At 64.9% G+C, this 25,498-nt stretch carries 22 protein-coding genes and 1 tRNA gene; 15 read left to right on the top strand and 8 right to left on the bottom strand.

Features of this window, described 5'->3' with window-relative positions; genetic code table 11:
- The first annotated feature begins 33 nt into the window (after positions 1–33).
- Entirely contained in the window at positions 34–1,200 is a 1,167-nt protein-coding gene (locus tag AADZ78_RS04465) for an FAD-binding domain (RefSeq protein WP_085249191.1), read from the top strand.
- Here the strand turns inward: AADZ78_RS04465 and AADZ78_RS04460 are convergent.
- Positions 1,180–2,535: a cytochrome P450 gene (locus tag AADZ78_RS04460; protein WP_085249222.1), complete on the bottom strand. Its 1,356-nt coding sequence runs from the start codon at positions 2,533–2,535 to the stop codon at positions 1,180–1,182. The genes AADZ78_RS04465 and AADZ78_RS04460 overlap by 21 nt on opposite strands.
- Positions 2,536–2,647: 112 nt before the next feature.
- Positions 2,648–3,220, bottom strand: a complete 573-nt coding sequence (locus AADZ78_RS04455) for a TetR/AcrR family transcriptional regulator (RefSeq protein ID WP_085249192.1) — start codon at positions 3,218–3,220, stop codon at positions 2,648–2,650.
- An 81-nt stretch (positions 3,221–3,301) separates the two neighbouring features.
- Here AADZ78_RS04455 and AADZ78_RS04450 point away from each other — a divergent pair, with 81 nt between their 5' ends.
- The 3 genes from AADZ78_RS04450 to AADZ78_RS04440 all read left to right on the top strand — a co-directional run bounded on the left by AADZ78_RS04450 (position 3,302) and on the right by AADZ78_RS04440 (position 7,081).
- The gene (locus AADZ78_RS04450) at positions 3,302–4,504 is read left to right on the top strand and encodes a cytochrome P450 (protein ID WP_085249193.1); all 1,203 of its coding nucleotides are present in this window, start codon (positions 3,302–3,304) and stop codon (positions 4,502–4,504) included.
- 481 nt (positions 4,505–4,985) lie between these two features.
- Positions 4,986–6,377 (top strand): AAA family ATPase, encoded by a 1,392-nt coding sequence (locus AADZ78_RS04445; protein ID WP_169726234.1) that lies wholly within the window; start codon positions 4,986–4,988, stop codon positions 6,375–6,377.
- Positions 6,374–7,081, top strand: coding sequence for an RloB family protein (locus tag AADZ78_RS04440; RefSeq protein WP_169726235.1), 708 nt, complete (start codon positions 6,374–6,376; stop codon positions 7,079–7,081). The genes AADZ78_RS04445 and AADZ78_RS04440 overlap by 4 nt, the downstream gene beginning before the upstream one ends.
- 65 nt (positions 7,082–7,146) lie before the next feature.
- On the opposite strand, the gene AADZ78_RS04435 is transcribed toward AADZ78_RS04440, so the two are convergent.
- Both AADZ78_RS04435 and ligD read right to left on the bottom strand, forming a co-directional pair.
- Positions 7,147–7,407 carry a hypothetical protein gene (locus tag AADZ78_RS04435; protein WP_239657328.1) on the bottom strand — a complete coding sequence of 87 codons (261 nt, stop codon included), beginning with the start codon at positions 7,405–7,407 and terminating at the stop codon, positions 7,147–7,149.
- Positions 7,407–8,420, bottom strand: a complete 1,014-nt coding sequence (gene ligD, locus AADZ78_RS04430) for a non-homologous end-joining DNA ligase (protein WP_085249223.1) — start codon at positions 8,418–8,420, stop codon at positions 7,407–7,409. Before ligD ends, AADZ78_RS04435 begins: the two co-directional genes overlap by 1 nt.
- Positions 8,421–8,532: 112 nt before the next feature.
- Between ligD and AADZ78_RS04425 the strand changes: the two genes are divergently transcribed.
- The gene (locus AADZ78_RS04425) at positions 8,533–9,837 is read left to right on the top strand and encodes a hypothetical protein (RefSeq protein ID WP_085249197.1); all 1,305 of its coding nucleotides are present in this window, start codon (positions 8,533–8,535) and stop codon (positions 9,835–9,837) included.
- Positions 9,838–9,907: 70 nt separating this feature from the next.
- Complete coding sequence (locus AADZ78_RS04420; RefSeq protein ID WP_085249198.1) at positions 9,908–10,711, top strand: mycofactocin-coupled SDR family oxidoreductase; 804 nt, start codon at positions 9,908–9,910, stop codon at positions 10,709–10,711.
- A 30-nt stretch (positions 10,712–10,741) separates the two neighbouring features.
- Here AADZ78_RS04420 and AADZ78_RS04415 read toward each other — a convergent pair whose 3' ends face one another.
- Positions 10,742–11,239, bottom strand: coding sequence for a nitroreductase family deazaflavin-dependent oxidoreductase (locus AADZ78_RS04415; protein WP_085249199.1), 498 nt, complete (start codon positions 11,237–11,239; stop codon positions 10,742–10,744).
- Between the two features lie 117 nt (positions 11,240–11,356).
- On the opposite strand from AADZ78_RS04415, the gene AADZ78_RS04410 reads away from it, so the two are divergent.
- Both AADZ78_RS04410 and AADZ78_RS04405 read left to right on the top strand, forming a co-directional pair.
- On the top strand, positions 11,357–12,802 hold the full coding sequence (locus AADZ78_RS04410; protein ID WP_085249200.1) for an amidase: 1,446 nt from the start codon (positions 11,357–11,359) through the stop codon (positions 12,800–12,802).
- A 103-nt stretch (positions 12,803–12,905) separates the two neighbouring features.
- Positions 12,906–13,256 carry a DUF4242 domain-containing protein gene (locus tag AADZ78_RS04405; protein ID WP_239655253.1) on the top strand — a complete coding sequence of 117 codons (351 nt, stop codon included), beginning with the start codon at positions 12,906–12,908 and terminating at the stop codon, positions 13,254–13,256.
- A 3-nt stretch (positions 13,257–13,259) separates the two neighbouring features.
- Here the strand turns inward: AADZ78_RS04405 and AADZ78_RS04400 are convergent, their stop codons facing one another.
- Positions 13,260–16,187 carry a helix-turn-helix transcriptional regulator gene (locus AADZ78_RS04400; protein ID WP_085249201.1) on the bottom strand — a complete coding sequence of 976 codons (2,928 nt, stop codon included), beginning with the start codon at positions 16,185–16,187 and terminating at the stop codon, positions 13,260–13,262.
- Between the two features lie 121 nt (positions 16,188–16,308).
- Between AADZ78_RS04400 and AADZ78_RS04395 the strand changes: the two genes are divergently transcribed.
- Together AADZ78_RS04395 and AADZ78_RS04390 are read left to right on the top strand one after the other, a co-directional pair.
- The gene (locus AADZ78_RS04395; protein ID WP_239657130.1) at positions 16,309–17,706 is read left to right on the top strand and encodes an FAD-binding oxidoreductase; all 1,398 of its coding nucleotides are present in this window, start codon (positions 16,309–16,311) and stop codon (positions 17,704–17,706) included.
- A 170-nt stretch (positions 17,707–17,876) separates the two neighbouring features.
- A complete protein-coding gene (locus AADZ78_RS04390) occupies positions 17,877–19,496 on the top strand; it encodes a PE family protein (RefSeq protein ID WP_085249203.1) in 1,620 nt (539 codons plus the stop codon).
- A 443-nt stretch (positions 19,497–19,939) separates the two neighbouring features.
- Here AADZ78_RS04390 and AADZ78_RS04385 read toward each other — a convergent pair.
- Positions 19,940–20,023 (bottom strand) — tRNA-Tyr (locus AADZ78_RS04385).
- Between the two features lie 69 nt (positions 20,024–20,092).
- Here AADZ78_RS04385 and AADZ78_RS04380 point away from each other — a divergent pair.
- From AADZ78_RS04380 to AADZ78_RS04360, 5 genes are all read left to right on the top strand, one after another.
- On the top strand, positions 20,093–20,584 hold the full coding sequence (locus AADZ78_RS04380; RefSeq protein WP_085249204.1) for a YajQ family cyclic di-GMP-binding protein: 492 nt from the start codon (positions 20,093–20,095) through the stop codon (positions 20,582–20,584).
- Positions 20,585–20,636: 52 nt separating this feature from the next.
- Complete coding sequence (locus tag AADZ78_RS04375) at positions 20,637–21,146, top strand: hypothetical protein (RefSeq protein WP_139828528.1); 510 nt, start codon at positions 20,637–20,639, stop codon at positions 21,144–21,146.
- A gap of 65 nt (positions 21,147–21,211) precedes the next feature.
- Entirely contained in the window at positions 21,212–21,781 is a 570-nt protein-coding gene (locus AADZ78_RS04370; protein ID WP_204804256.1) for an RES family NAD+ phosphorylase, read from the top strand.
- A 9-nt stretch (positions 21,782–21,790) separates the two neighbouring features.
- The gene (locus AADZ78_RS04365) at positions 21,791–23,275 is read left to right on the top strand and encodes a flavin-containing monooxygenase (RefSeq protein WP_085249206.1); all 1,485 of its coding nucleotides are present in this window, start codon (positions 21,791–21,793) and stop codon (positions 23,273–23,275) included.
- Positions 23,265–24,290 (top strand): NAD(P)H-dependent glycerol-3-phosphate dehydrogenase, encoded by a 1,026-nt coding sequence (locus AADZ78_RS04360; RefSeq protein ID WP_085249207.1) that lies wholly within the window; start codon positions 23,265–23,267, stop codon positions 24,288–24,290. The genes AADZ78_RS04365 and AADZ78_RS04360 overlap by 11 nt, the downstream gene beginning before the upstream one ends.
- A 631-nt stretch (positions 24,291–24,921) precedes the next feature.
- Here the strand turns inward: AADZ78_RS04360 and AADZ78_RS04355 are convergent.
- The gene (locus AADZ78_RS04355) at positions 24,922–25,101 is read right to left on the bottom strand and encodes a hypothetical protein (RefSeq protein ID WP_139828529.1); all 180 of its coding nucleotides are present in this window, start codon (positions 25,099–25,101) and stop codon (positions 24,922–24,924) included.
- Between the last annotated feature and the right edge of the window lie 397 nt (positions 25,102–25,498).

Below are 25,498 nucleotides of genomic sequence, written 5' to 3'. Positions count from 1 at the left end.
CCACCGACACATGCCTAAGGGCACAATTGCAGTGTGAAGGTAGCAATCAGCGGTGCCGGTGTGGCAGGAGCGGCGGTCGCCCACTGGCTTTACCGCATCGGCCATACCCCGACACTGATCGAGCGGGCACCGAAATTCCGCACCGGCGGCTACATGATCGACTTTTGGGGCGTCGGCTACCAGGTGGCCAAACGCATGGGCATCGAGGATCCGATCCGCGCCGCCGGTTACCAGATCGAGCGCCTGCGCTCCGTCGGCTCGAACGGCGAGGTCAAGGCCGACGTGGACGTCAATGTCTTGCGCCGCATTATCGGCGACGACTTCACCAGCCTGCCTCGCGGCGATCTGGCCGCGGCGATCTACGGCAGCATCGAAGACAAGGTCGAGACGATCTTTGGCGACAGCATCGCCACCATCGACCAGGACAGCGACGGCGTCCGTCTGACCTTCGAGCGGTGCCCGCCGCGCGACTTCGACCTGGTCGTCGGCGCGGACGGACTGCACTCGAACGTGCGGCGCCTCATCTTCGGGCCGGACCGCAATTTCGAGCATTACCTTGGCTGCAAGGTCGCAGCCTGCGTGGTCGACGGCTACCGCCCCCGCGACGACCTGAGCTATGTCCTTTACAACACTCCCGGCAAACAGGTGGGGCGGTTCGCGCTGCGCGGCCACCGCACCATGTTTTTGTTCGTCTTTCGTGCCGAGCATGGCGACACCGGCGAATCACCAAAAGTTCAGTTGCGCAACGAGTTCAGCGACGCCGGCTGGGAATGCCGCGATATCCTGGCGACGCTGGACGACGTCGACGACCTGTATTTCGACGTGGTCAGCCAGATCCGCATGGACGGCTGGTCGCGCGGCCGGGTCGCACTGATCGGCGACGCTGCTGGGTGCATCTCGTTACTCGGCGGCGAGGGCACCGGCCTGGCGCTCACCGAGGCGTACGTGCTGGCCGGCGAACTGCAGAACGCCGATGGTGACCACCGCCGCGCCTTCGATGCCTACCAGGCGCGTCTGCATCCCTTCATCCAGAGCAAGCAAGCCGGTGCGGCGCGATTCGTCGGATTCTTTGCGACGCGGACCAGATTCGGCCTCTGGTTCCGCAACCTGGCGCTGCGCACGATGAACTTTGGACCGCTGGCAACGCTTTTTGCCGGCAACGTGCGCGATGACTTCGAGCTACCCGACTACGGGATCTAGCCCGTGCTTGATCGCGCGAACACTGATGCGAGCGCCGCGGCCCGGAACCTGGACGACGTGCTTCAGTTTCGGCCGTTCGCCGGCAGCAGTCGTGGTGTTCAATTCGGCCCGGCGCAGGATTTCACGCAGCACGACCCTCATTTCGGTCATAGCAAAGGTAGCGCCGAGGCAGCGTCGGTTGCCGCCACCGAACGGCAACCAGGTGGTAGGGCTCAGGGTGGCGCCCAGCATCCGGTCCGGGTCGAACCGATCCGGATCCGGGTAGATCGCGGCGTTCGCGTGCACCAGCGATATCGACGGCATCACCATCGTGCCGGCGGGCAGCCGATAGCCGGCCACATCGACCGGCTCGGTCAACACCCGGCCCAGCTCGTAGACCACCGGGCGGATCCGCAACGTCTCCTTCGCCAGCGCGTCGAGATACTCGTCGCCGGCCGGATCACCAGCCGCGCTGGCCTCGGCCGCCCGTATCGCCTTCTGCAGGGCGTCCGGGTGACGAGTAAGGCGCTCCAGCACCCAGGACAGCGCGGTCGCAGTGGTTTCATAACCGGCCACCAGCAATGTGATCAGCTGGTCACGCAGTTCGCGGTCACTCATCGCCGGTTGGGCGCGCACCAGCATGGCCAAAGTGTCGGCGCGTGAATCCAGATTCGGATCGGCGCGTCGGTCGGCAATCTCCGCGTAGAGCAGAACGTCGGCCTCCGCGATTCGCCGTCGCAATCCTCGCCACGGGCGGCGGCGCAGCAGATCCTGGTTGGCAATTGCCAGCATCTGCCACGGCCCCAAATCGAGCAGCTTTGGCATCCCCTTGCGTAGCGCGGCCAATCGGGCAGGGTCGGTCGCGCCGATCACCATCCGCAAGGTCACCTCGAGTGTGATCTCAGACATCTTGGGCGCCGCGGGGAACGGCTTGGCTACCGGCCACTCGGCGATGTTGGCCGCAGCGATCTCGGCCATCAACCCGGTTTGGCGCGCAACGGCGTCGCGGTGGAACGGCGGCAGCATCAGGCGGCGTCGCTCTCGATGCACCTCGTCGTCGACCACCAACAGGGAAGTGTCCCCAAGCAAGCCGCGCAACATGCTGTTGGCTTCGCCGGCATGAAAGACGCCGGGATCGCCGGCAAACACCGTCTTGATATCGGCCGGATCAGCCAAATACACCAATGTGCCCATCCATGGGACGCGCAACGCGAAGACGTCGCCGTAGCGCCGATGACAGGCATCGACAAATTGCGTCCAGGGGGCCAGCGTGAGCGCCACCTGCATCCAGCGGGAAAGGCGACGTCCGGGCGGCAGTCGGGACGACGTGGTCACGGTCGACCTGGTGTTCGTCATGGACGTCATTCTACGAACGGCGTCGAGACGGTCCCGGTTCACCAATATGAAGCCCTAAATGCTCACTGCAGCAATGTCTTTCGAAAGGCGCCTGGTCACATGCGAACGAGATTCAGCTGGGCCGGGTGATGTACTGCGCCTCGTAGCCGCTGGTCAGCCAGAACACATTGCGCTCGAGGATAGGCAGGATATCGGTCACCGCGATCTCGCCGGCGACAAAGCGGCCCAGCAGGCCATAGACGAGGCTGGAGATGATGGTGTCGAGGTCGGCAATGAAACGGTCGTCGACGTCACCGAGGACTTCCAGAACGGCGGGCACGACGACATCGAGGCCGCGGCTGACCAGCTGCTGCCCGCCGGGTGCGACCCGGGCGCGAAAGTAGGCCGTAAGCATGCGGGGGTGCTGCTCCCACGGTTCGAAGACCGTCCGAAGCACCCGCATCATGCCGGCGTAGAGCGACTCATCGGGCTGATGCGATTGCCGGGCGAGCGTTGAGTAGGGGTTCTCCTCCATCCAGGCCTGTAGCGCCGCGCGAATCAGTTCGTCGCGGTTCGCATAGCGCTTATAGATGGTGGCCAGCGACGTTCGCGAGCGGCGAGCAACTTCCCGCAATTGCACCGCGTCGTAGCCCTCGGTTTCGAGAATGTCCACCACGATGCGCAGGATCCGATCGTCTTGAGCCATTAGCAGACCACCCTTGCCGCCGCAGAGTAACACGGTTACTGTACTCGGTGTAACGCGGTTACACGAAGGGACCACGGCCGCATGACGATTGCGCACGACACCGAGGTCTACTACGACCCCTACGACGTCAACATCACCGCCAACCCCTATCCGACCTATGCCCGGCTTCGTGACGAAGCGCCGATCTACTACAACGAGCGCTACGGCTTCTGGGCGATCTCGCGCCATGCGGATGTCGAAAAGGCACTTGCGGATTGGCAGACCTTCTCCAACAGCCGAAGCGACATTCTTGAACTGGTGAAGTCCGAGTTCGACATGCCCCCCGGCGTGATGATGTTTGAGGATCCGCCGATGCACACCATGTTGCGCGGGGTGATGTCACGCGTCTTCACGCCACGGCGGATGGCCGAAATCGAAGACCAGATCCGACGGTACTGCGTCCGTTGCCTGGATCCGTTGGTTGGATTGGACAGCTTCGACATCATCGCCGAACTGGCCTCGATGATGCCGATGCGCGTCATCGGCATGCTGCTCGGCATCCCCGAGGATGACCAGGTCGGCGTCCGAGACGCCAACGACGCCAACCTTCGGACCAAGCCCGGCACACCGATGAAGGTGGCGGATCCCGATGCGATCGCCGACGGACGCATCTACGCCGATTACGTTGACTGGCGCGCCAAGAATCCTTCCGACGACCTGATGACCGCGTTGCTCAATGTCGAGTTCGAGGACGAGAACTGCGTCACCAGAAAGCTGACGCGCACAGAGGTGCTGCACTACACCCAGGTCGTCGCCGGTGCCGGGAACGAAACCACCGGCCGGCTGATCGGTTGGCTGGCCAAAGTATTGGCCGAACACCCCGACCAGCGCCACGAAATCGCTGAGGACAGAACACTTTTGACGCGCGCAGTCGACGAGACGCTGCGCTTCGAGCCGACGGGTCCGCATGTCGCTCGCTACACTATCCGCGATATCGAGTGCTACGACACCACCGTGCCCGCCGGCAGCGCCATGCTGCTGCTGTTCGGTGCCGCCAACCGCGATCCGCGACGGTACACCGACCCCGACACCTTCAACATCCACCGCGACAACATTTCTCACCTGACCTTCGGCAAGGGCGTGCACTATTGCCTGGGGGCCAACCTGGCTCGCCTAGAGGGGCGGGTGGCGCTGGACGAGTTGCTCAACCGGTGGCCCGAATGGGACATCGACTACGACAGCCTCAAGCTTGCGCCAACATCAACCGTTCGCGGCTGGGAGCGACTGCGAATGGTCGTGTCATAAGTGGAGGCGGGCTGAGGCTGCGCCCAGAGTGCCGGCCTCGATGGCCGGCAGCGTGTCATCGGCGGCCGCCACGGCGAACATGGTCGCGGCGGCGGTCAAACTGTGTTGACAGCAAGAGACGTCACGCGAGACTACGGGTCGAGAGCGCCGGCCGCCGAAACTCTCCGAAGTTGCGCTAGGTACTGGCAACATACTGGGACTAGAGGCCTGTGCAGGGCCAGCAAATCCCGAGGTCGAGCCCACACCGCGCTGCACCGCCCGGGCGGGGACAGATACCGGCGATCAATGAGCATCAGGCGATCTTGAGCCGCAAGATGCGAGGACCGCTACCGGCAACCCCTCAAGCGAGTTGTGGCACACCACCCGTGCGTCACTGTCGTGCTCATCGCTTCCATCCATGCCAACAGGCCACACCGTTCGTCCACAGCATAATCCTGCCGTAAATGGCAAAAATTGCAGAAAAGTTGCAATAATCGCTGTTATGGTCGACAACCAGGTCCCGAAGGCACATACTATGCTGCTGGCGTTTCAGGCAGAGAACGCTCGATCGTTCCGGGACCGCCTCGACTTCTCGCTAGAAGCGACTGCGATCGCAGAGCCAGATGTCGTGCGACAGGTTCCCTGGCGCCGAGACGGCCGAACCCTACTTTCGATCCTGCCGGCGGCGGGCGTCTTCGGTGCGAATGCCTCGGGCAAGACCAATCTTCTGCGCGCGATGGCCGACATGCGCCGCTTCGTGCAGTTGTCATACAAGGCGACCGGCGGCCGACGTGGCGAGCGTCCGCTACGTCGGCTGCGTCGACCGTTCCGACTCGACCCGAGGTGTGAACGACTGCCTTCCACTTACGAAATCGACTTGATACTCGGAGGTATTCGGTACGAGTACGGCTTCGTGGTGGACGACGTCCGTGTGATTTCGGAATGGGCTCGGCGCTATCCACGAGGCAAACCCCAGACAATCTTCGAGAGGAAGCCCGGCTTCATCCACGTCATGGAGGGACGATCCGGGAAAGCGCGCGCTGTCCAGGAGCTTCTTCGAGACGATGCACTCTTCCTATCCATCGCGGCTGCCGCAGAATACGAGGAACTGGAGCCGCTCTACCGCTGGTTCGACAAAAACTTCTGGATGTGCGACGCCTCCAGCCGCGATTCGCGGTCAAGGTACACAGCTCATCTGATGAAGCACGAACACCGGCGTCTGCAAGTGCTCGAGCTTCTCCAACTGGCCGACCTCGGTATCACGGATGCAAGCCAGCGTAAGCCGGACCCGGAGCAGCTCGAACTTATCAAGCGGATCGCTCAGGTAATCCGGGAGCAGGTCGACATCCCTGGCGACGACGACGATTCCGACGAGGCTGGCGAGGTCGCAGAACCAGATATTGGTGGAATCGTCTTGAGTCATCGCGGCCGGCACGGAAGTGTTGAGTTTCAGACTGGCGATGAATCTCTCGGGACACTCGTTTGGTTGGGTCTGATTGGACCGCTGCTCGATGCACTGATTCACGGCTCAGTTTTGCTCGTCGATGAACTTGAGGCCAGTCTTCATCCGCTACTCGTCGAACGGTTTGTCAAGCTGTTTCAGTCCCCAGAGTCGAACCCGCACGGAGCGCAGCTCATCTTTAACTCACACGAAGCGAGGTTGCTGGGCAACTCCACCGATACCCGGGTCCTGGGGCGGGACCAGGCGTGGTTCACGGTGAAGCTAGAGGACGGCAGTACCCGGATATATCCGCTGTCTGATCTCAACCCGCGAAAGTCGGAGGCTGTAGCGCGCCGATACATGGAGGGGCGCTACGGGGCGACACCGATTGTGAATGCCAAGGAGTTCACCGCGCTAGCAGCCATGCTCGCGAAAGAAACCGTCGACTTGTGAGCGGCAATCGGTCACGGAGGACGCGACGAACTGCCAATAGCCAAGCACCGTCGCTTCGAATCCGAATTCACGCTGAAGGCCAAAACACCGAAGTAGCATATGTCAACTACTGGCGTAAGAAGTTTCGATTCAGGACGATCGTCACGATCGCGGAGCACCAATACTCGTCACCGATGGACTTAGTGCGCCTCGCAGCAAGTGACCGGCGGACAGACATGCGGGCAGCCAAGCGATTTGGAGATCCGTACGACGAGTATTGGTGTGTCTTCGATGTTGACGAACACGCGAACTTGAGCGACGCGCTGGAAATGGCCAGGGCCAATGAGGTCAAGATCGCGCTTTCGAACCCCTGCCTCGAACAATGGTTTCTGCTCCATTTCCGGGAGCAGACGGCGCATTTGGATCGTCGTCAAGCGCAGAAGCTCGCCTATGAGTATCTCAGCTGCGGCAAGAGCATGACCGACGCAGCGCAGGCTTTGCTCGATGCCCGATACGAAGACGCGAAGAACCGGGCTCGACACCTCATTACTCGCCACTTACAGAACGGCACACCCTTTCCCGCCAACCCGAGTTCGAATATGTTCGAGCTGATGGAGACGATCGCTAAAGGCGGTTCGGTGCCTGGATCTGGCCTACCGAAGATCCCACCGATGACCAGCTCAGTGCTCACTGACCACATGCCTTCTCCGCGGCTCGCGAAATAACAAGTTCGCAGGCTGGTAGAACGCGCCGTCGGTCAGCAAGCCGCACCTGCCGGCGCTTTCCGGCTTCAGTCAGACGACGCCGACGAGTCGAAGTCCAGTCCGTGCGTGCGGTTGCCCTGAGTGCGCTTGGCTACCGCCCGGGCGGCCCCGATGTCCGAGGGTGCCTTGACGTCGCCCGTTGATTTCGTGAGCGCGAGTGCGATCTGTATGTCGGCGTAGGTAATGAACAGCCCGGCCCAATACGCCCACTTCATGGTTGGATCCGATTGCGACACGAAGAACATGGCCAGAAATATCGGGCCGACGATGCCGAACACGAACATCATCAGCTGGAATCCGAGATACCGCTTGAAGGTGGACAATCTGCAATCTCCCCTCGCTTGTCACTGTGGGCCCGTCGCGCCCGGGCACGTCGCTTTCCTTCGTGCATGGCGGCCACTCGGGCAATGGGAATGGTGCGTCCGTGTTCGATGAGATCGCTTGGTAGGCGCTGCGGGTCGGGCATCGACTCGGCCCACGGGTCGCGCCCGGACAGGGCTTCGATCGCGGTATGCACCGTGAAGTCACCGGGATTGACGCGGTCCAGATCCGACCAATCCAATGGAAATGACACCGGTGCGCCCGGGCGCAAGCGCGGACTGTAGGCGGCTGCGACCGTCGCACCCCCGGCGCGGGTAGAGTCGACGAACACCTTGCCCGCGCGGTCCTCCACAATGAAAGCCGTTGTCGCCAAGGCGGGATCGAGTTCTTCAGCGCGAGCGGCCAGCGCGCGTGTGGCTGCCGCGACATCGTCGACCGGCGCATTGTCGTCGATAGGCACAAACACGTGAAGGCCCTTCGAGCCGCTGGTCTTTACCGCGCCGGCAAGGCCGCAATTCGCAAGCGCCTGCCGCACCAGGTAGGCAACGTTGACCACGGCGGTGAAGTTGTCGGCGGTGGGCGGATCGAGATCGAGCACCAGATGCGTTGGCCGGTAGAAGTCGTCGGCCAAGCCCAACGTCGGGTGGTACTCCACGGCACGCTGATTGGCGAGCCAGAGCAGCGTGCGCCTGTCGTCGCAGACCGGGTAATGAACCATTCGCTGCGAGCTTTCCGCCCAAATCGGAACCGTTCGTACCCAGTCCGGGGCGTATTTGGAGACGTTCTTTTGCATGAACGGCGCTTGTCCCCGCAGGACCCTCAGCACGGTCAGCGGCCGCCCGGCCAGTCCGGGCAACATCCGCTCGGCGACCGCATCGAGGTAATCCACCAGGTCACGCTTGGTGGCCCCGGCATCGGGGCTCAGCGGCTGGTCGAGGTTGGTCAGGTCGATGCCCGCGCGCTGTTCGGCGGCGCTCATCATCATCTGGCTAGCCTATGCGTCCGTTGCAGGTTGAGTTGTTCGAGTCGCGCGCCACACCGAACGGCTCTAGGCTCAGTCGGGAGGAGGACTTAGCGGGGGGAATTCGCTAATGAGTCTGGTCACGCAGATAGCTGCGTCCCAGCGCCGAATGGCGGCATGCGCGGCGGCCGTCTGTCTGGGCATTTCCGCGTGTTCAACGACCGCATCCCCACCTGCGGCCCAGCCCGCTACTTCGACGTCGAAACCCGTCGCCAATGCGGTTGTCCCGCCACCCACTCAAGCGAGTGTGTTGGCGAAAGATTGGAAGAGTTACGGCGGAACGGTCTATTACGGCTGTCCCGAGGAATTCACACTCGGCAAGTCGGCGCTGGAGCGGGTCCGTCCCAAGGTGTTCGACACGAAGACGGGCCAATTGATAACGCCGGCTGTCCCCACGGTTGCTGCGGGGGTGGAGATCACAGGCGCTGCATGCGCGCTGTCGGGCACCGCGGACGATCCGAAGGTCGCCTACTTGGTAGCGAGCGTCAGGTCGGCGACCGCATATGTGTTTGATCTCAGATCGAGCCAGCCGTTGGCAACAAGGCAACTGCAACCCCCGGTCCCAGACCTGCAATTGTCAGCATCCAAGAACTGGAGGCTCGTCGGCGCCGCATCCGGCGTGGCCTGGATGAATGCCTTCGCCGATGGCCACAGCCTGAAACCGCCACGGACCGTTGTACTTTCGAATGCCGACCTGTCGGTTATGTGGGACGACCCACAGCCCGGGCGGGCCTGGCAAGACGTTCTGGCCTTCCAGCGGAACACCGATGTTGGCCGGGCATCGGGTGCAGAACTGCGACTGCCGTCGGGCGAGCCAATATTTCAGGACAACGATATTTCGAGTGTCGACGGTGAACTGGCCGACGGGCCCGACCGGCTGGTAAAGCTCACGCGCTCGGATGGCCCTGGAATCATGTCGACAATATTCTTCGACCTCAACTCCCGATCGATCGTCAAAATCGGTGATTCCGAACGTCTTTCCGGCGATGGATTGGGCGCGACGTTGGCGGACGGGCAGCTGTTCATCGATGGTCACGCGTCCGCCACCTCGCAGTTCGGGGTCGGTGTCTGGAATCTGCGGACGCAGCGTTGGGACTTTCTGAAGAATCGAGATGAAGTCAACAAGTCATCGATTTCCAAAGTGGCTTACTTTGGCGGCCATCTCTATATCACGAACGCCGCCGGCAAGTTTTCGGCGATCGCGTTGCCTGCCGGCGAGCTGGTTACGTCGAGCTGGGCCGTGCGGCCCTTCGGGCGGATATCCGGTTGGACGCTGGTATGCCGCGGCGAGACTTCTGCGTCCGCGGGCGGAGAATGCCGGGAGATCCTTTTGGTGCGAGATCAGGACGGTCACTATCCCGGACCCTGGTTCTGACGCTGGCCGGCGCTTAACGCAAACAAGGTCCGCCGCAATTCATTTCGCAAGGCTGTTAACGTAACCGCTCATGGGTGCCTTGGATGGACGTGTCGCCTTGATCACCGGAGGGGCTCGAGGGCAAGGGCGCGCGCATGCCTTGGCTTTAGCGGCCGAAGGGGCGGACATCGTCGCCGCCGATGCGCCCGGTCCGATGAGTGACTTGACCTACCCGCTCGCCACCGAGGACGACCTACGAGAGACGGCCAAGCTCGTTGACGAGCTTGGCCGACGCTGTCTGCCGATAGCCATCGACGTGCGAGACTCAGCCCAGGTTGATGCCGCGATCGCACAGACGGTAACCGACCTGGGCAGCCTCGACATCGTGGTGGCCAATGCTGGCATCGTCAGCACCGGACCCGTGGAGCAGGTGAGCGATCAGGTTTGGCAGCAGCTCGTGGACACCAACCTGTCAGGCGTATTTCACACCCTGCGGGCGGCCATACCGGTCATGCGACGGCAGCATTTCGGCAGGATCGTGGTGACATCCTCCATGGGTGGTCGAATGGGCATCCCGGAGCTGGCCGCGTACAACGCCACCAAATGGGGGATCATCGGGCTCGCCAAATCCGTCGCCTTGGAGGTCGCCAAAGTGGGCATCACGGTCAATGTCATCTGTCCGACCACTACGCAGACTCCGATGGTGCAGCCCGCGGGCGCCGACGACGTTCCCGACGACTTGGTGCGCCGCATGATGAAAGCCAACCCGATACCTCGACCGTGGCTACAACCCGAGGACGTCAGCCGCGGCGTGGTCTACCTGGTCACCGACCCCGGCGTTATCACCGGCAGTGTCCTGGAGATTGGCCTCGGAGGCAGCGCGCGCACTCACTGACGCCGGCACGTCCGAGCCCCTCCCCGACGGTCACCAGACGAGGATGAACGCCTCGATCTGGCGGTCGCCGGCCCAAGCTCGCTCCTTGATGAGACCCGGGAAGATTTCGACGCCTTTCGCCCAAATCTCCTCGCGCTCAACGGGTGTGGCGAGGCGGGCGGTGGCATCCCAGGTACCGCCATCCATCGTCACCTTGACCGCAGGACTGGCCTTGAGGTTGTGATACCAGCCCGGGTGTTTGGCATTGCCGTAGTTCGTCGCGACCACGGCCACACCATCGGGACGCGGAATGCCCATCAGCGCGACGGTGCGGGGCTTCCCGGACTTGGCGCCGGTGGTGGTGAGGATAACCGCTGGCAGGCCGGCCGCGATCCTGGCGAAGCTACGCTTGCCCCCGGTGAGCCTACTGACCAGCCGGTCCAGGCGATGTGCCGTCGGCCGGAAGACGATGCGACCAGTCTTCGTAGCGGCGGCAGCGCGCATCGCGCGATGAAACACGTTGGCATCGTCGAAAGAGCGGACTGACATAGCGGCATTCTCACCGAAATCGAACTGTATGAAGCGGTATTCCGATTTTCCGGACCGCCTTCAACAGCCCCTTGGAGGGCTTTTCATTTCGTCGCCGGCGGTGCTAGACCCGAAGTCATGAGTGAACTTGCCGAGCAGACACGATGGATGGACGCCACGGATCAGGCACGCTTGGTCGCCATGGGTGAGGTCACTGCCAGCGAGCTGTTGGAGGCCGCGATCGAACGGATCGAGCAGTCCAACCCCGCGCTGAACGCCGTGGTCATCGAGTGGTTCGATCACGCGCGGTCAGCCGCCGCGGACCCGGATCTGCCCGGCGGCCCGTTTCGCGGGGTGCCCTTTCTACTCAAGGACCTTTACACCAGCTTCGCCGGTCAGACGCTGTCCAACGGCAATGTGGCGTTGAAAGAGGCGGGCAAGATCGACGTCGCCGACACCACGCTGGTCGCCCGCTTCAAGGCGGCCGGGTTGGTGATTGCCGGACGGACGAACAGTTCCGAGATGGGCAGCCTGCCGACCGCACAGCCGCTGGCCTGGGGACCGACCCGCAACCCGTGGGCGCTCGACCGCACGTCGGGCGGATCCAGCGGCGGAGCCGCGGCGGCGGTCGCAGCTGGAATGGTCCCGTTCGCCAACGCCTCGGACGGCGGTGGCAGCATCCGCATTCCCGCGTCGTGCTGCGGACTGGTCGGGCTCAAGCCGAGCCAGGGCCGGACCACCATGGGCCCGATACGCGCCGAGGCGGGACTGGGGGTGGAACTGTGCGTGAGCCGCACCGTGCGCGACACGGCGGGACTGCTCGACGCGGTACGCGGTCCCGGTGTCGGCGACACCGTAATCGCACCCGCGCCGCAGCGACGGTACGTCGAAGAGGTGGGCGCCGATCCCGGCCGGTTGCGCATCGGGATGCTCGACGTGCACCCGCGCGGCGAGTTCCTGCATCAAGACTGCATCTTTGCGGTGCGGGCCGCGGCATCGCTACTGGAAGGGCTCGGTCACCTCGTCGAGCCGGCGTGGCCGGCCGTTCTCGCCGATACTATGTTGACCGAGAAGTTCATGACGCTGTGGTCGACGCAGCTAGCACTGGCGGCACGCAGGTTCAGCGAGACCCTGGGGCGCGAAGTGACCGCTGACGACATCGAGCCGGTGAACTGGGCGCTCATTGAGCGTGCGCAGCTGTTGAGCGCCGTCGAATACGCCGCGGCGCAGGACACGGTGTGGGCGTTTCGGCGTGCACTGCAACGGTGGTGGGCCCACGGTTGGGACGTGCTACTCACACCGACGGTGGCCGAACCACCGCTGCCACTGAGCGAGTTCGAGAACAACCCCGAGCATCCAACGGCACCGATGCGCCGCGGCGGGCAATTCGCCGCGTTCACACCGCCGTTCAACATGAGCGGGCAGCCCGCAATCAGCCTGCCCTTGCACCGCAACGCCGACGGCCTGCCCATCGGCATACAGCTGGTCAGCGCCTACGGACGCGAAGACATCCTCATCCGCGTTGCCACGCAATTGGAATCGGCCCAGCCCTGGTCGTCGGATCACCCGACGATCCGTTGCTGAACCGAGACCCGGGATGCAGCAGTGACGTCTGCAAAAAGCTCGTCGCCATAGTCGCTCGGGTGGCCTGAGGGTTGCGGTTTTGAGAAACTCCGCAACGCTCCAAATGTTTTTGGATCGTCACCGCCCGGCGTTCATCGTCGGCGTAGGTTCCACGGTAAGACGAGACGATCAACAGGAGTTCACCGTGCCGATATTCATGATCGAGCGCAACTATGCGGCGGCCCTGGAGCCCAGCCTCGACACTGTGGATGGGATCAACCGCATCAATTCGCAGGAGGGCGTTCGCTGGCTGTACTCGTTTCTGTCCGCGGACAAGCGAAAGACGTATTGCCTCTACGAGGCGCCCTCGCCGGAGGCCATCAGAACCGCAGCCGCACGTGCCGGTCTTCCCGCCGATGTCATTGTCGAGGTAACCGATCGCATCATGCCCGACGGCGCCTTGTCCGACATCTGATCCTCACCCGAGCAGTTCGTGGTCGGCGGCGTACATCGCCGCTTGCGTGCGATTCGCGGCACCGGTCTTGAGCAGGATGCTGCGAACGTGGTTGGCGGCGGTGTTGGTGCTGATGTAGAGGCGCTCGCCGATCGCGCGATTGCTCAGCCCCTCGGCCAGTAGCCGCAGCACTTCAATCTCCCGGTCGGTCAGTCCATCCGGGCCCTGCGGGCCCTCGAGACCCAAGGTAAGCAACGGTTCCACCAGGTCAAGGACCCGAGACTGGCCGATCGGCGCCGCGATGTCGCGTGCCCGTTCGGCCAGGCGCCGGGCCTCCTCGGTGCGATCGACGGACGCAGCAAACAGCGCGTGTCGGGCCAGCGTCTCCGCAACATGAACCACCGCGCCCATCCGCTGGTCCATCGCAAGCGCTGCAGCGAAATGACGCTCGGCGGCATCGGTGTCACCGCCAAGGGCCGCAATCCGGGCGAGATATCGGTCGGCACTGCCGAACAGCGCGACGAACTGTCCGGCCGCCAGGTTCTTGCCGGCATAGCGGGCGACGAACGGCCGCAGCGCGTGCACCGCTTCGCGGCTGCCCAGCTCTAGGGCCGCCTCGACCATGAATACCAGCTCCATCGGCCACTGCGCCTCGTCGGTGTGATCGCCAAGATTGCGGTTGAGCAGGTGATTCAGTGCGCGGGTCATGCCACGTTCGCAGCCCAGTTCGGTATACAACGCAAGCAACCCGGGCACCCACCGGCCGGCGAACGTCTCGCTGCCGTCCACGAATCCGGCGAATCTCTTCAGGTCCCCGGATTCGCGGCGAATCATGAACATCTGAACCCCGTGCGAGCCCTCTGTCTCGTCTCCGGTGAAAAGCTGACCGGTGCGCAACGCGATGTCCGCCCACCGTTCGGCGCCGGCGAAATCGCCGCGCAGATACGTCAGCGCCTGATTGACGCACCCGCTGATGAAGCGGAAGAAGGGCTGTCCGCAGGCTTGGACCGCTCGCCGCAGCTCGGCCGCCGAGGCGGCCAGGTCGTCGGGCCGGCCAACGACATAGCTGACCAAGGCGCGGAAATGCGACACCGAGCCCAGCGCGTCGTAGTCGCGGGATGATTGCGCCCCGCGCACCAGCTCGGCAGACCGCTCCAGTTGGATGTCAGACATCTCCGGGGTAACGCCCTGCCACAGGCTGGCGTGCAGCGCGTGCAGCATGACCGCCGGATCGCCGACGACCCGCGCGCGTTCGATGGCGCGGATACCGACTTCTCGAGCGCGTGCCGCCTCCCCGGAAAAGGTCAGCGCGCGTCCGAAACTGGCGAGCGCCTGCACGTAGCGGGGGTCGTCGGCACTAAGGCCGCACCCTTCCAGCGCCGAATCCAACAGATCGGCCGCTTTCGGGTCGGCCAGCCCTGGACGCCAACTCGCGTCCTCGTAGCCAACGGCCGCCTCCAGCCGGACCAGCGGATCGTCCATCGCGCTGATGCGTTCGTAGATGGCCCGGCCCCGGGCAAAATCGCCGGCCCGCACGTGATTTGCGGCCGCCCCGAAATTCAGTCGTGCCCGATCTTCGGGGCTCAGTTCGGGCAGCGACGCCGCCCGCTCGAACCACTTCGCCGCGTCCTCATAGGCCAGGCTCTGCTCGGCTACTTGGGCCGCTTTCCGCGCGTAATGCAACGCCTGCTCGTGGTAGCCCAGTACGTGCGCGAGCAGGTAGTGGTTGGCCAGGCGAGGAACAACCGATGGGTCGGCGCGCCCCTGAAGTGCTTCAGCGGCCCGAGCGTGCATGATCCGTTGCCGCGACGCGGCCATCCCGTCGAGCACGGCCTCACGGGTCAGCGAATGAACGAACGCGAACTCTCCGTCGGAGCCGGGAACCGCTCGGATCAGCCCGACGGCTTCGGCCGAATCGATCGCCGCCAGCGTCGACGCGAGATCGGCCTCGCTGGTGGCGATCAGCGCCGCCACATCGAACGCTTCGCCCAACACCGCCGCCTGCTCGATCAGGCCGCGGACGCTGGCCCCCAGCCCGCCGAGCCGGCGGGCGATCACATCCCCGATCGAGGCCGGAACGGTCTGGCGTGAGCTCAGCGTGCCTAACCCATCCCACCCGCCCCGGATTTCCAGATGGTTGCACAGTTCGGTCAGAAAGAACGGATTCCCGCCGGTCTTGTCCCGCAGCAACGCCGCCGCCGTGCGCGCCGACGGCGGGCGCAACCGCTGGGTTTGGCCGACGAACTCGGCGATCGCCTCGGTGTCCAAGCCCCCGAGATCAAGACGCCGAACACCGTCGAATCGGTGCAGTTCGGCCAGCCGGGTGACGAGCTCCTCGGAGCGGTCCGGTTCGGTGGTGCGGAACGTGGCCACCACCAGCATGCGCACATCCACGCAGCCCATAAGCACGTGCTCGAGCATCGCCAGCGTGGGAATCTGCGCCCAATGCATGTCCTCGAGGACCAACGCGATCGGGCGATCGATCGCCAGCCGCCGCAGAAAGCCCGTCACCGCGTCAAAGAGGGCACGCCGGACCGCGTCGACGTCGTCGGCCGGGCCGGTGCCGGGCAGATGCCGATCCACCTGGGTTGTCAACCGCCGCAGTTGTGGTCCCGCGTCCGCCAGCGCGTCCGCCAGCGAACCCGGCGGTGTCGCGATCAGCAGACGATCCAGCGCCTCGGCGAACGGTGCGTACGGGACGTTCGCATCGGCCGTGGAGCTCCCGACGAGCACCGCGACACCGTGATCGGCCAGTTTCCCGGCCACCTCGGCGGCCAGGCGTGTCTTACCGGCTCCGGGCTCACCGCCGACGAACACCGCTTGCCGGTTGCCGCCTTCGACCCGTTCCCAGGCCTGCTCGAAAGCCGCGAGCTCGGCGGCGCGACCCACCAGTGGACCGCCGCGACGGGCGGTCAGTTCTGCGGGAAGCGGCGGCGGCACCCACTGCGCCATGATGTCAACGTAGCCGCGGCGCCGCTGGCTGGTCGATAGTCAGATCTGACTATCGGCGGGCGTTGGCAAATGCCTCGTTGTGGTCATGACGGGCCCCTACCTCGCCGCATAGCTTCAGAGCATGATGACTCGCATGGTGACCGCAACCGACGAACTGCGTACTCGGCTGGGTGGGCAGGTAATCCTGCCCGACGACCCGGGATACGACGAAGCCAGAGCGCTGCACAACGCGATGATCGACAAGCGGCCGGCGGTGATAGCGCGGTGCGGATCCGCCGCCGACATCGCGGGTGCGCTGGAATTCGGGCAAACGTCGAACCTAGCGATCGCCGTCCGCGGGGGCGGCCACAACGGTCCCGGCTTCGGCACCGTCGAGGGCGGCATCGTCATCGACCTGTCGCCAATGAACCGGATCGACGTGGACCCCGACCGGCGCACCGTTCGGGTCCAAGGCGGCGCGACGTGGGGTCAGGTGGACGCCGCGACCCACGCACACGGTCTGGCGACACCGGCCGGCATCATCTCCACCACCGGCGTCGGGGGTCTCACTTTGGGTGGTGGACACGGATATCTGTCCCGCAAGCATGGCCTGACCGTCGACAACCTACTGGAGGCCGAGGTGGTGCTGGCCGACGGCCGCGTGGTGACGGCGTCTGAATCCGAACACTCAGACCTGTTCTGGGCGCTGCGCGGCGGCGGTGGCAACTTCGGCGTGGTCACCTCGTTTACGTTCCGCTTGCATCCCGTGCACACAGTGATCTGCGGCCCCACGGCGTGGCCGGTGTCGGCCACTGCCGACATTCTCGGCTGGTTCCGGGATTTCATCCCGGCTCAAGACGAGGATCTGTACGGGTTCTTCGCGACGATGACGGTCCCACCGGCGCCACCCTTCCCGGAGGCCTTCCACCTGCACAAGGCGTGCGCGGTGGTCTGGTGCTACATCGGCGATCCGGCAGGTGCCAAAGAGGCATTCGCGCCGGTGCGGCAGATGGAGCCGGCCTTCGACGGCCTCGGTGTGGCCCCTTACCCGGCGCTGCAGTCCACGTTTGATGCCCTGTATCCGAAGGGATTGCAATGGTATTGGCGCGGCGACTTCTTCCGGACCGTCGCCGACGGCGCCGTCGAGGCCCATGCCCGCTTCAGCGAAGAACTGCCGAGCATGCACTCCACGATGCATCTGTATCCGATCGACGGCGCGGTCCATCGGGTGGGGCAAACCGACACCGCGTGGGCCTACCGAGACGTCAACTTTTCACAGGTCATCGCGGGGGTTGATCCGGACCCGGACAACGCGGAGGCGTTGAAGCGGTGGACGGTGGGCTACTGGGACGCCACCCACCCATACTCTGCGGGCGGCGCCTATGTGAACTTCATGATGGACGAGGGGCAGGAGCGGGTCCGCGCCACCTACGGTCCGAACTACCGCCGGCTCAGCGAGATCAAAGCTGAATACGATCCGCACAACGTATTTCGCATCAACCAGAACATCCCGCCTGCGCCGTCGGTACCACAGCGCTGACGACAGCACGCGACAAAGCCGGCTGAGCCGACCGGTCGAAGGCCATTGCGGCAGTCCACTTTTCAGGTCAGCAAGAACGCCGATTTTCTCCAAAACTCACAGACCAGCGGCGGTCTGGTGTGAAGCCAACTGTCATGACGGTCAGGCCATGACTCGTAGAGAGGTCCCGAATGTCGTTCGTTATCGCGGTGCCGGACACACTGGTCGCGGCCGCTTCGGATTTGACCGGTATCGCCTCGGCACTCAGCGTTGCCAACGCGACCGCGGCGGCCCAGACCACAGAACTGCTGGCCGCCGCGCAGGATGAGGTGTCGGCGGCCATCGCCGCGCTCTTTTCCGCCCACGGCCAGGGATATCAGACCGTCAGCACCCAGGCGGCGGCGTTTCATGCCCAGTTCGTGCAGACCTTGACCGCTGGTGCGGGCTCGTATGCCACCGCCGAGGCCGCGAGCCAGCAGCTGCTCAACGAGATCAACGCACCCACCCAGGCCCTGCTGGGGCGCCCGCTGATCGGCAACGGCGCCAACGGCGCCCCCGGCACCGGGGCAAACGGCGGGGACGGCGGGCTGTTGTTCGGCAACGGCGGGGCCGGCGGCTCGGGAGCGCCCGGCCAGCGGGGTGGCAACGGCGGGGCCGCCGGACTGTTCGGCAATGGCGGGGCCGGCGGCACCGGCGGAACGGGCGGCGGCGGGAACGGGCTCGACGGCGGCGCTGGCGGGGCTGGTGGGCTGTTCGGGACCGGCGGTGCTGGCGGCGCCGGTGGGGCCGGCATCGCCGGCGGCGCCGGCGGCATTGGTGGCACCGGGCTGTTCGCTCCCGGCGGCGCGGGCGGTACCGGCGGAGGCGGCGCAGGTTCCGGCGGAACCGGCGGGGCCGGCGGCACCGGGCTATTCGCTCCCGGCGGCCCCGGCGGCATCGGCGGCGCGGGAGGAAGCGAGGGCGGCGGAGGCGGCGTTGGCGGCACCGGGCTGTTCGCTCCCGGCGGTGCCGGCGGGGCCGGCGGCCACGGGGGCAGCGGCTCACTCGGCCTGGGCGGACCGGGTGGGGCGGGCGGCACCGGAATTTTTGCTGCCGGCGGCGGCGGTGGCACCGGGGGGACGGGCGGTAGTTCCGGCGGATCTGGAGGGATTGGCGGCACCGGGATGTTCGCCGACGGCGGGACCGGCGGCAGCGGCGGGACGGGCACCAGCACTACTGGCAACGGCGGCAGCGGTGGGGCTGGTGGCACCGGGATGTTCGGCGCCGGTGGCGCCGGCGGCGCCGGCGGATCCGGCGCCAACAACGGCGGAACCGGCGGTGCCGGCGGCAATGCCGGCATGTTCTACGGCGCGGGCGGGACCGGCGGTGCCGGCGGATTCGGCGGCAAGGTCGGTGGGAACGGCGGGATCGGCGGCACCGGGCTCTTCGCTGCCGCAGGGGCCGGCGGCACCGGCGGCGCCACCGATCCCGTCTTTGGCCTATCCGGCGGGGCCGGCGGGAACGGCGGCAACGCCGGCGCGTTCATCGGCGCCGGAGGTGCCGGGGGCGTCGGCGCGGCTGGTGCGAACGCGGCCGGAGGTGCCGGTGGTAACGGCGGCAACGGCGGACTGATCGGTAACGGCGGTAACGGCGGCGCCGGCGGCATCGGTAACACCGCCGGTGGAGCCGGCGGCAAGGGCGGCAACGCCGACTTGATCGGCAACGGCGGCAACGGCGGCAACGGTGGGTTCGGCGCCATGCCGGGCACCCCCGGCTCCGGCGGCACCGGCGGGTTGTTACTCGGGCTGGACGGGATAGCCGGGTTGGCATAGTCGAGAACTCGTAACTCGCCGACTGACGGTCGGGACGAGGCGCAGGAAACAAGTAGCCAAATACTCATGCCTGGCGGTGATCGGCGGTCATCGTGTGGCCGCACCAACAGCCGAGTCGCCCGGTCTCTATGCCGCAAACGAGGCGAATGAAATGTCTTAGCAACCGGCGGCATCGCCACCACGGTCGCGCCACCGACGAAACCAGGCCGGCGGTCACGAGAGACGTCGTCGTCACTGTCGATGATTTGACGCCTGGGGTGTGAGCCAATTCGACCGACCGAACGGGCGCTTTCCCCGTTCGAGTCGATACCCGCGCTCGTGCTCGGAGCCGCCGGAAACGGTGGACCGCACGTTGTTCCGGCGCTCTAGACGTTGAGCTTGATTCTGCGGACGACCGCATAGCTCAAAGCTGTTGCGGTAGTCAAAAACACCCGCTGACCTCGTGGTGGCAGGTACAGGATTCGAACCTGTGTAGCTTTCGCGACGGATTTACAGTCCGCTCCCATTGGCCGCTCGGGCAACCTGCCGCCTAGCAGGTTACAACGAACGGGTAGACAGAGCACAAACGGCTAGCACCAACGAGGAAGGGCTATCGCATGGCGGACTCATCGTTCGACATCGTCAGCAAGGTCGACCACCAGGAAGTCGATAACGCGCTCAATCAGGCCGCCAAGGAGCTGGCCACGCGGTTCGATTTCCGCGGCACCGACACCAAAATCGCCTGGAAGGGCGACGAGGCCGTCGAGCTGACCTCGTCCACCGAGGAGCGCGTCAAGGCCGCGGTCGATGTATTCAAGGAAAAGCTGATCCGGCGCGACATCTCGATGAAGGCCTTCGACGCCGGCGATCCGCAGGCCTCCGGCAAGACCTACAAGGTCACTGGCACCATCAAGCAAGGCATCAGCAGCGAGAACGCCAAGAAGATCACCAAGCTCATCCGCGACGAGGGACCCAAGACCGTCAAGACACAGATCCAGGGCGACGAGATCCGCGTCACCAGCAAGAAGCGCGACGACCTACAGGCCGTCATCTCGATGCTGAAGAAGGCCGACCTCGATGTCGCGTTGCAGTTCGTGAACTACCGGTAGCGTTCGGTTCATGCATTAAACTGGACTGCACGAACCGAATGGAGGATTACCCGTGAAGACAACGGTCGCCGAGCTGGACGCGGCGAACCGGCGCCTGCGGGAAAGCGCGCACGCCGTCGGCATCGCGCTGTCGTCGGTCACGGTGTACACCGAACCCGCCGTCGCGCGAGCGGTACAAGCCGCGCAGAACCTCTACGCGCGCATCGAGACCGAGTTCGGCATGCTGACCAGCACCGAAGCGGGCAAACGGATGGGGTCGCGATCGAGCGCACCCCGCAACCTGGCCACCACCGCCCACCGCAACAACGCGCTGGTCGCCGTCCGCCAGGGCAACTACCTCGCCTACCCGGGGTTCCAGTTCGGGCCCGACGGAAAGCCGCTGGCCGTCATCGCCCGGCTGCGTGAGGTTGCCGATTCCAGCGGCTGGTCAGAGGCGGGCCTGGTGCAATGGCTCTGCTCGCCCACTACCTACTTCGATGGCGAACGCCCCGTGGACCACCTGGCCACCGACCCGGACCGGGTTGTCGCGGTGGCGGCGGAGGCGATGGCCGTCTCTTGGTAAGAGGGCCAGTGCGGCGGCCTCCAGACCCGTTCGACCCGGCCACCGCTACCCTGCCGCCCGGCCATTTGCTCTACCGCGTGCTGTCGGCGACCCGCACCGCCACCGATTTCAATCCCGGCTTCGGCGCCCCGACCCGCTTCGGCTTCTTCGGCGACCCCGTGGTGCCCATCCTGTATGCCGCCGAAACCGAAGACGCCGCCATCGCCGAAACACTGCTGCACGACATTCCCGTCGAGGGCGGCGCCCTGCCCTACGACCAGTACGCGAGCAAGGTGCTGGTCCGGCTGAAGGTGACACGCACGCTGCGCGTCGGGATCCTGCACGGCACGGGCCTGCGCCGCCTCAAGGTCACCGCCGGTGAGCTGACGGCCGGCCCGGCGTCGAGCTATCGCGCGACCGTGCGGTGGGCCGAGGCTGCCCACAGTGTCGGGTTGGACGGGCTGGTCTGGATGTCCCGGATGTGCAATGACGCGAAAGCATACGTCTTCTTCGGTGACAGATGCGCCGGCGAAAGAAGCCCAGCGTTCATCCAAGACCCGACCCACGCGCGCATCTTCGCCAGCCCGGCAGACCAGATCTGGCTCATCGACCGGTGCGCGCCCCTGCACGTCGACGTGTTGATTGAGCCTGCCTAGTCTGGTGACGTGACTCCACAAGATGCCGACTACGTCGACGTCGTGATCGTCGGCGCCGGCATCTCCGGCCTCGGCGCGGCCTATCGGCTGACCGAGCGCAACCCGCGGATGACCTACACAATCCTGGAGCGTCGCGAACGAATCGGCGGCACCTGGGATCTGTTTCGCTATCCGGGTGTGCGGTCCGACAGCAGCATCTTCACGCTGTCCTTTCCCTACGAGCCGTGGACCCGCGAGGAAGGCGTCGCCGACGGCGACCACATTCGCCAGTACCTGACCACCACCGCCCACAAGTACGGCATCGACCGCCATATTCGCTTCAACAGCTATGTCCGTGCGGCTGACTGGGATTCGTCCACCGACACCTGGACCGTCACCTTCGAACAAGGCGGCGCCCTGAAGCACTGCCGCAGCCGGTTCGTGTTCTTCGCCAGCGGCTACTACAACTACGACGAGGGCTACACCCCCGACTTCCCCGGCATCGAGCAGTTCGGCGGCACCGTCCTCCACCCGCAGCACTGGCCTGAGGAACTGGACTACGCCGGCAAGAAAATCGTCGTGATCGGCAGCGGAGCCACGGCGGTCACGCTGATCCCAGCACTGACCGACCGGGCCGAAAAGGTGACGATGCTACAGCGCTCGCCCACCTACATGATGTCGGCGTCCAAGTACAGCAGGGTCGCCGCAGTTGCTCGTACTCTGTTGCCCCGCAGGGCTTCTCACAAAGTCATCCGGATGTACAACGCGTTGATGGAAGCGGTCTTCTGGTTCTTGTCCCGCAAGATACCGGCGTTCGTGAAGTGGCTGCTGCGGCGCGTGGCGATCAACAATCTGCCCGCTGGATACGACATCGACACGCACTTCAGGCCGCGCTACAACCCGTGGGACCAGCGGATGTGCCTGATCCCCGACGCCGACTTGTACTCCGCCATCGCCGAAGGCCGCGCCGAGGTGGTCACCGACCACATCGACCATTTCGACGCCACCGGCATCGCGCTGCAATGCGGTGGACACCTCGACGCCGACATCATCGTCACCGCCACCGGCCTGCAGCTGCAGGCTCTCGGCGGTGCCACGATCAGCCTCGACGGTATAGAGATCAATCCACGGGACCGCTTCGTCTACAAGGCGCACATGCTCGAAGACGTGCCCAACCTGTTCTGGTGCGTGGGCTATACCAATGCGTCCTGGACGCTGCGGGCCGACATAACGGCCCGAGCGACCGCAAAGTTGCTGGCGCACATGGCATCTCGTGGCTACACGCATGCCTATCCGCACCTGGGCAACCAACCGATGAACGAAAAGCCGTCCTGGGACATTGCGGCCAACTATGTGAAACGGTCGCTGCACGCGCTGCCCAAGTCAGGTACCAAGCGGCCATGGAACGTGCGGCAGAATTACTTCGCCGATGCCATCGATTACCGCTTCGACCGCATCGAGGAGGCGATGGTGTTCGGCCGAGTTCACCAATACGCTGATCTGCATGGCAGTTGAGAAGCGCGAACCCAAAGTTGTTGTCCTCGGTGGTGGTTCCTGGGGAACCACGGTTGCGTCAATCTGCGCACGCCGGGGACCGACGTTGCAGTGGGTGCGCTCCAAAGCGACCGCCGACGACATCAACGACCGTCACCGCAACACCCGTTACCTCGGCAACGACGTCGTGTTGAGCGATACTCTGCGCGCCACCACCGACTTTGCGGAGGCCGCCAACTGCGCCGACGTCGTCGTCATGGGGGTGCCCTCACACGGTTTCCGGGGTGTGCTCACCGAGCTGGCCAAGGAATTGCGCCCCTGGGTGCCGGTGGTGTCCTTGGTCAAGGGGCTCGAGCAGGGCACCAATATGCGGATGTCGCAGATCATCGAGGAGCTACTGCCCGGTCACCCGGCGGGCATCCTGGCCGGGCCGAACATCGCCCGCGAGGTGGCCGAGGGTTACGCGGCCGCCGCCGTGCTGGCAATGCCCGACCAACACCTGGCGACCCGGCTGGCGGCCTTGTTGCGCACCCGACGCTTCCGCGTCTATACCACCGACGACGTCATCGGTGTCGAGACCGCGGGCGCGCTCAAGAACGTTTTTGCCATCGCGGTTGGGATGGGCTACTCGCTCGGTATCGGTGAAAACACTCGCGCGCTGGTAATCGCCCGCGCGCTGCGCGAGATGACCAAGCTGGGGGTGGCGTTGGGCGGGAATCCCGAAACCTTCCCCGGGCTGGCCGGGCTGGGCGACCTGATCGTCACGTGCACCAGCCAGCGCAGCCGAAACCGGCACGTCGGCGAGCAGCTCGGCGCGGGCAAGCCGATCGACGAGATCATCGCCTCGATGAATCAGGTCGCCGAGGGCGTCAAGGCCGCCAGCGTGGTCATGGAGTTTGCGAACGAATTCGGGCTGAACATGCCGATCGCCCGCGAGGTCGACGCGGTCATCAACCACGGGTCCACCGTGGAGCAGGCTTACCGCGGCCTGATCGCCGAGGTTCCGGGACACGAGGTCCACGGCTCCGGGTTCTAACTAGTTGCGCGAGCAGACGCGAAAGCCCCAGTTTCCGGCGGAAATTGGGGGCTTTCGCGTCTGCTCGCGCATCCAGCGTCACGTCCATGCTGGCGCCGTCAAAGCTGCAAATTCGCGTTCGCTATGGCTCGGTCATCAAGCACGACTTGCCATCATCGCTCGTGGTTTTCGTCGATGGGGATTGTCTGCGGAGCCTAAGGTGGATCGCCACCGCAGGTTGGTGATCCCCCGGGCGGGCGCACCGTGGCCGTCGCTGATCTCGACCCGGCCAGGCCGGCCGTTGACCCCGGCTACCCGCTTGAGGATCGACTTCTGAACCGTCCCAGGTTTATACGCACCTTCCTTTGGCTTTATGCGGCACCTTCCGCTGGAAGGAAGGTTGGTGCGACGGCGATCAGGTACGACGAGAACACCAAGGCCAAGGCGGTGAACCCGCTTTGCGCTGCTCGGCCAGGTCGAGCCCGAAGCACAAACACGCGGAATAGATCCAGCGTTGGCAAACCTAGCCCGGCGGCCCGCCCTAGTGCTGCATCCTGCGACGAGGCATCTGCGATCCGAGCCAGGCGCGCTGGGTCCGCGACCGCGGTGAAACAATTGCCGGCCTTGCGAAATGCTATCCCCGCCGCAGCGCCTAGCGGGCCACGTACTCATACCCGTTGAGGATGACCTGCGCGCCGGACGGCGGATGTCCCGACATCGTGATCGTGACATGGCCCCACTCGGGGTCGATGATGTGCAACGAATAGTGGTTGACGTATTCGCGCCTCCTCTCGACGTTGAGGTCCGCGCCGTTCTTGGCCGAACGGGTCACCTGCCACACCTGCGCTGGCGCTTGGCCACCAGGACCAAAACACCCCAACGACCGCCCACCACCTGCGGCGAGCCGAAAGCTGCCGGCAGCGCAACCACTTCCGGGCGCAGTACCGGAATTGGTGGAGCTGATCTTGTTCTGGCGAGGCCTGAAATTTAGGTCAAATATGACATGCTGGGAGGGGTGTTTTGGGTCGGGCAGCGAGTCCTGTTGTGCGGGCGAAGTTTTGGAGACAATCGTGTACGCAGGTGAGGAAGCCTGCGATATGTAGACCGTGACCGGTGACGGATGTTGTCACGGATGACCCGCTCGAAGAAAACGTAAACGACGTAGCCCCACTATCGCCATGCCGGTCAGCAACCTTTCTTAGGTTGCGAATTCCGGTCACGGTTGGCCA

The organism is Mycobacterium riyadhense (assembly GCF_963853645.1).
In the GTDB taxonomy this organism is placed as follows: Bacteria; Actinomycetota; Actinomycetes; order Mycobacteriales; family Mycobacteriaceae; genus Mycobacterium; species Mycobacterium riyadhense.
The sequence above is the reverse complement of the archived record's forward strand: the minus strand, read 5'-3'. Positions and strand labels throughout refer to the sequence as shown.

What these genes read in the sequence shown, in the direction of transcription:
- AADZ78_RS04460 (WP_085249222.1), bottom strand. Translation starts at nt 2,535, where the DNA reads ATGACGAACACCAGGTCGACCGTGACCACGTCGTCCCGACTGCCGCCC.
- AADZ78_RS04455 (WP_085249192.1), bottom strand. Translation starts at nt 3,220, where the DNA reads ATGGCTCAAGACGATCGGATCCTGCGCATCGTGGTGGACATTCTCGAA.
- AADZ78_RS04450 (WP_085249193.1), top strand. Translation starts at nt 3,302, where the DNA reads ATGACGATTGCGCACGACACCGAGGTCTACTACGACCCCTACGACGTC.
- AADZ78_RS04445 (WP_169726234.1), top strand. Translation starts at nt 4,986, where the DNA reads ATGGTCGACAACCAGGTCCCGAAGGCACATACTATGCTGCTGGCGTTT.
- AADZ78_RS04435 (WP_239657328.1), bottom strand. Translation starts at nt 7,407, where the DNA reads ATGATGTTCGTGTTCGGCATCGTCGGCCCGATATTTCTGGCCATGTTC.
- ligD (WP_085249223.1), bottom strand. Translation starts at nt 8,420, where the DNA reads ATGAGCGCCGCCGAACAGCGCGCGGGCATCGACCTGACCAACCTCGAC.
- AADZ78_RS04425 (WP_085249197.1), top strand. Translation starts at nt 8,533, where the DNA reads ATGAGTCTGGTCACGCAGATAGCTGCGTCCCAGCGCCGAATGGCGGCA.
- AADZ78_RS04420 (WP_085249198.1), top strand. Translation starts at nt 9,908, where the DNA reads ATGGGTGCCTTGGATGGACGTGTCGCCTTGATCACCGGAGGGGCTCGA.
- AADZ78_RS04415 (WP_085249199.1), bottom strand. Translation starts at nt 11,239, where the DNA reads ATGTCAGTCCGCTCTTTCGACGATGCCAACGTGTTTCATCGCGCGATG.
- AADZ78_RS04410 (WP_085249200.1), top strand. Translation starts at nt 11,357, where the DNA reads ATGAGTGAACTTGCCGAGCAGACACGATGGATGGACGCCACGGATCAG.
- AADZ78_RS04405 (WP_239655253.1), top strand. Translation starts at nt 12,906, where the DNA reads ATGTTTTTGGATCGTCACCGCCCGGCGTTCATCGTCGGCGTAGGTTCC.
- AADZ78_RS04400 (WP_085249201.1), bottom strand. Translation starts at nt 16,187, where the DNA reads ATGGCGCAGTGGGTGCCGCCGCCGCTTCCCGCAGAACTGACCGCCCGT.
- AADZ78_RS04395 (WP_239657130.1), top strand. Translation starts at nt 16,309, where the DNA reads ATGATGACTCGCATGGTGACCGCAACCGACGAACTGCGTACTCGGCTG.
- AADZ78_RS04390 (WP_085249203.1), top strand. Translation starts at nt 17,877, where the DNA reads ATGTCGTTCGTTATCGCGGTGCCGGACACACTGGTCGCGGCCGCTTCG.
- AADZ78_RS04380 (WP_085249204.1), top strand. Translation starts at nt 20,093, where the DNA reads ATGGCGGACTCATCGTTCGACATCGTCAGCAAGGTCGACCACCAGGAA.
- AADZ78_RS04360 (WP_085249207.1), top strand. Translation starts at nt 23,265, where the DNA reads ATGGCAGTTGAGAAGCGCGAACCCAAAGTTGTTGTCCTCGGTGGTGGT.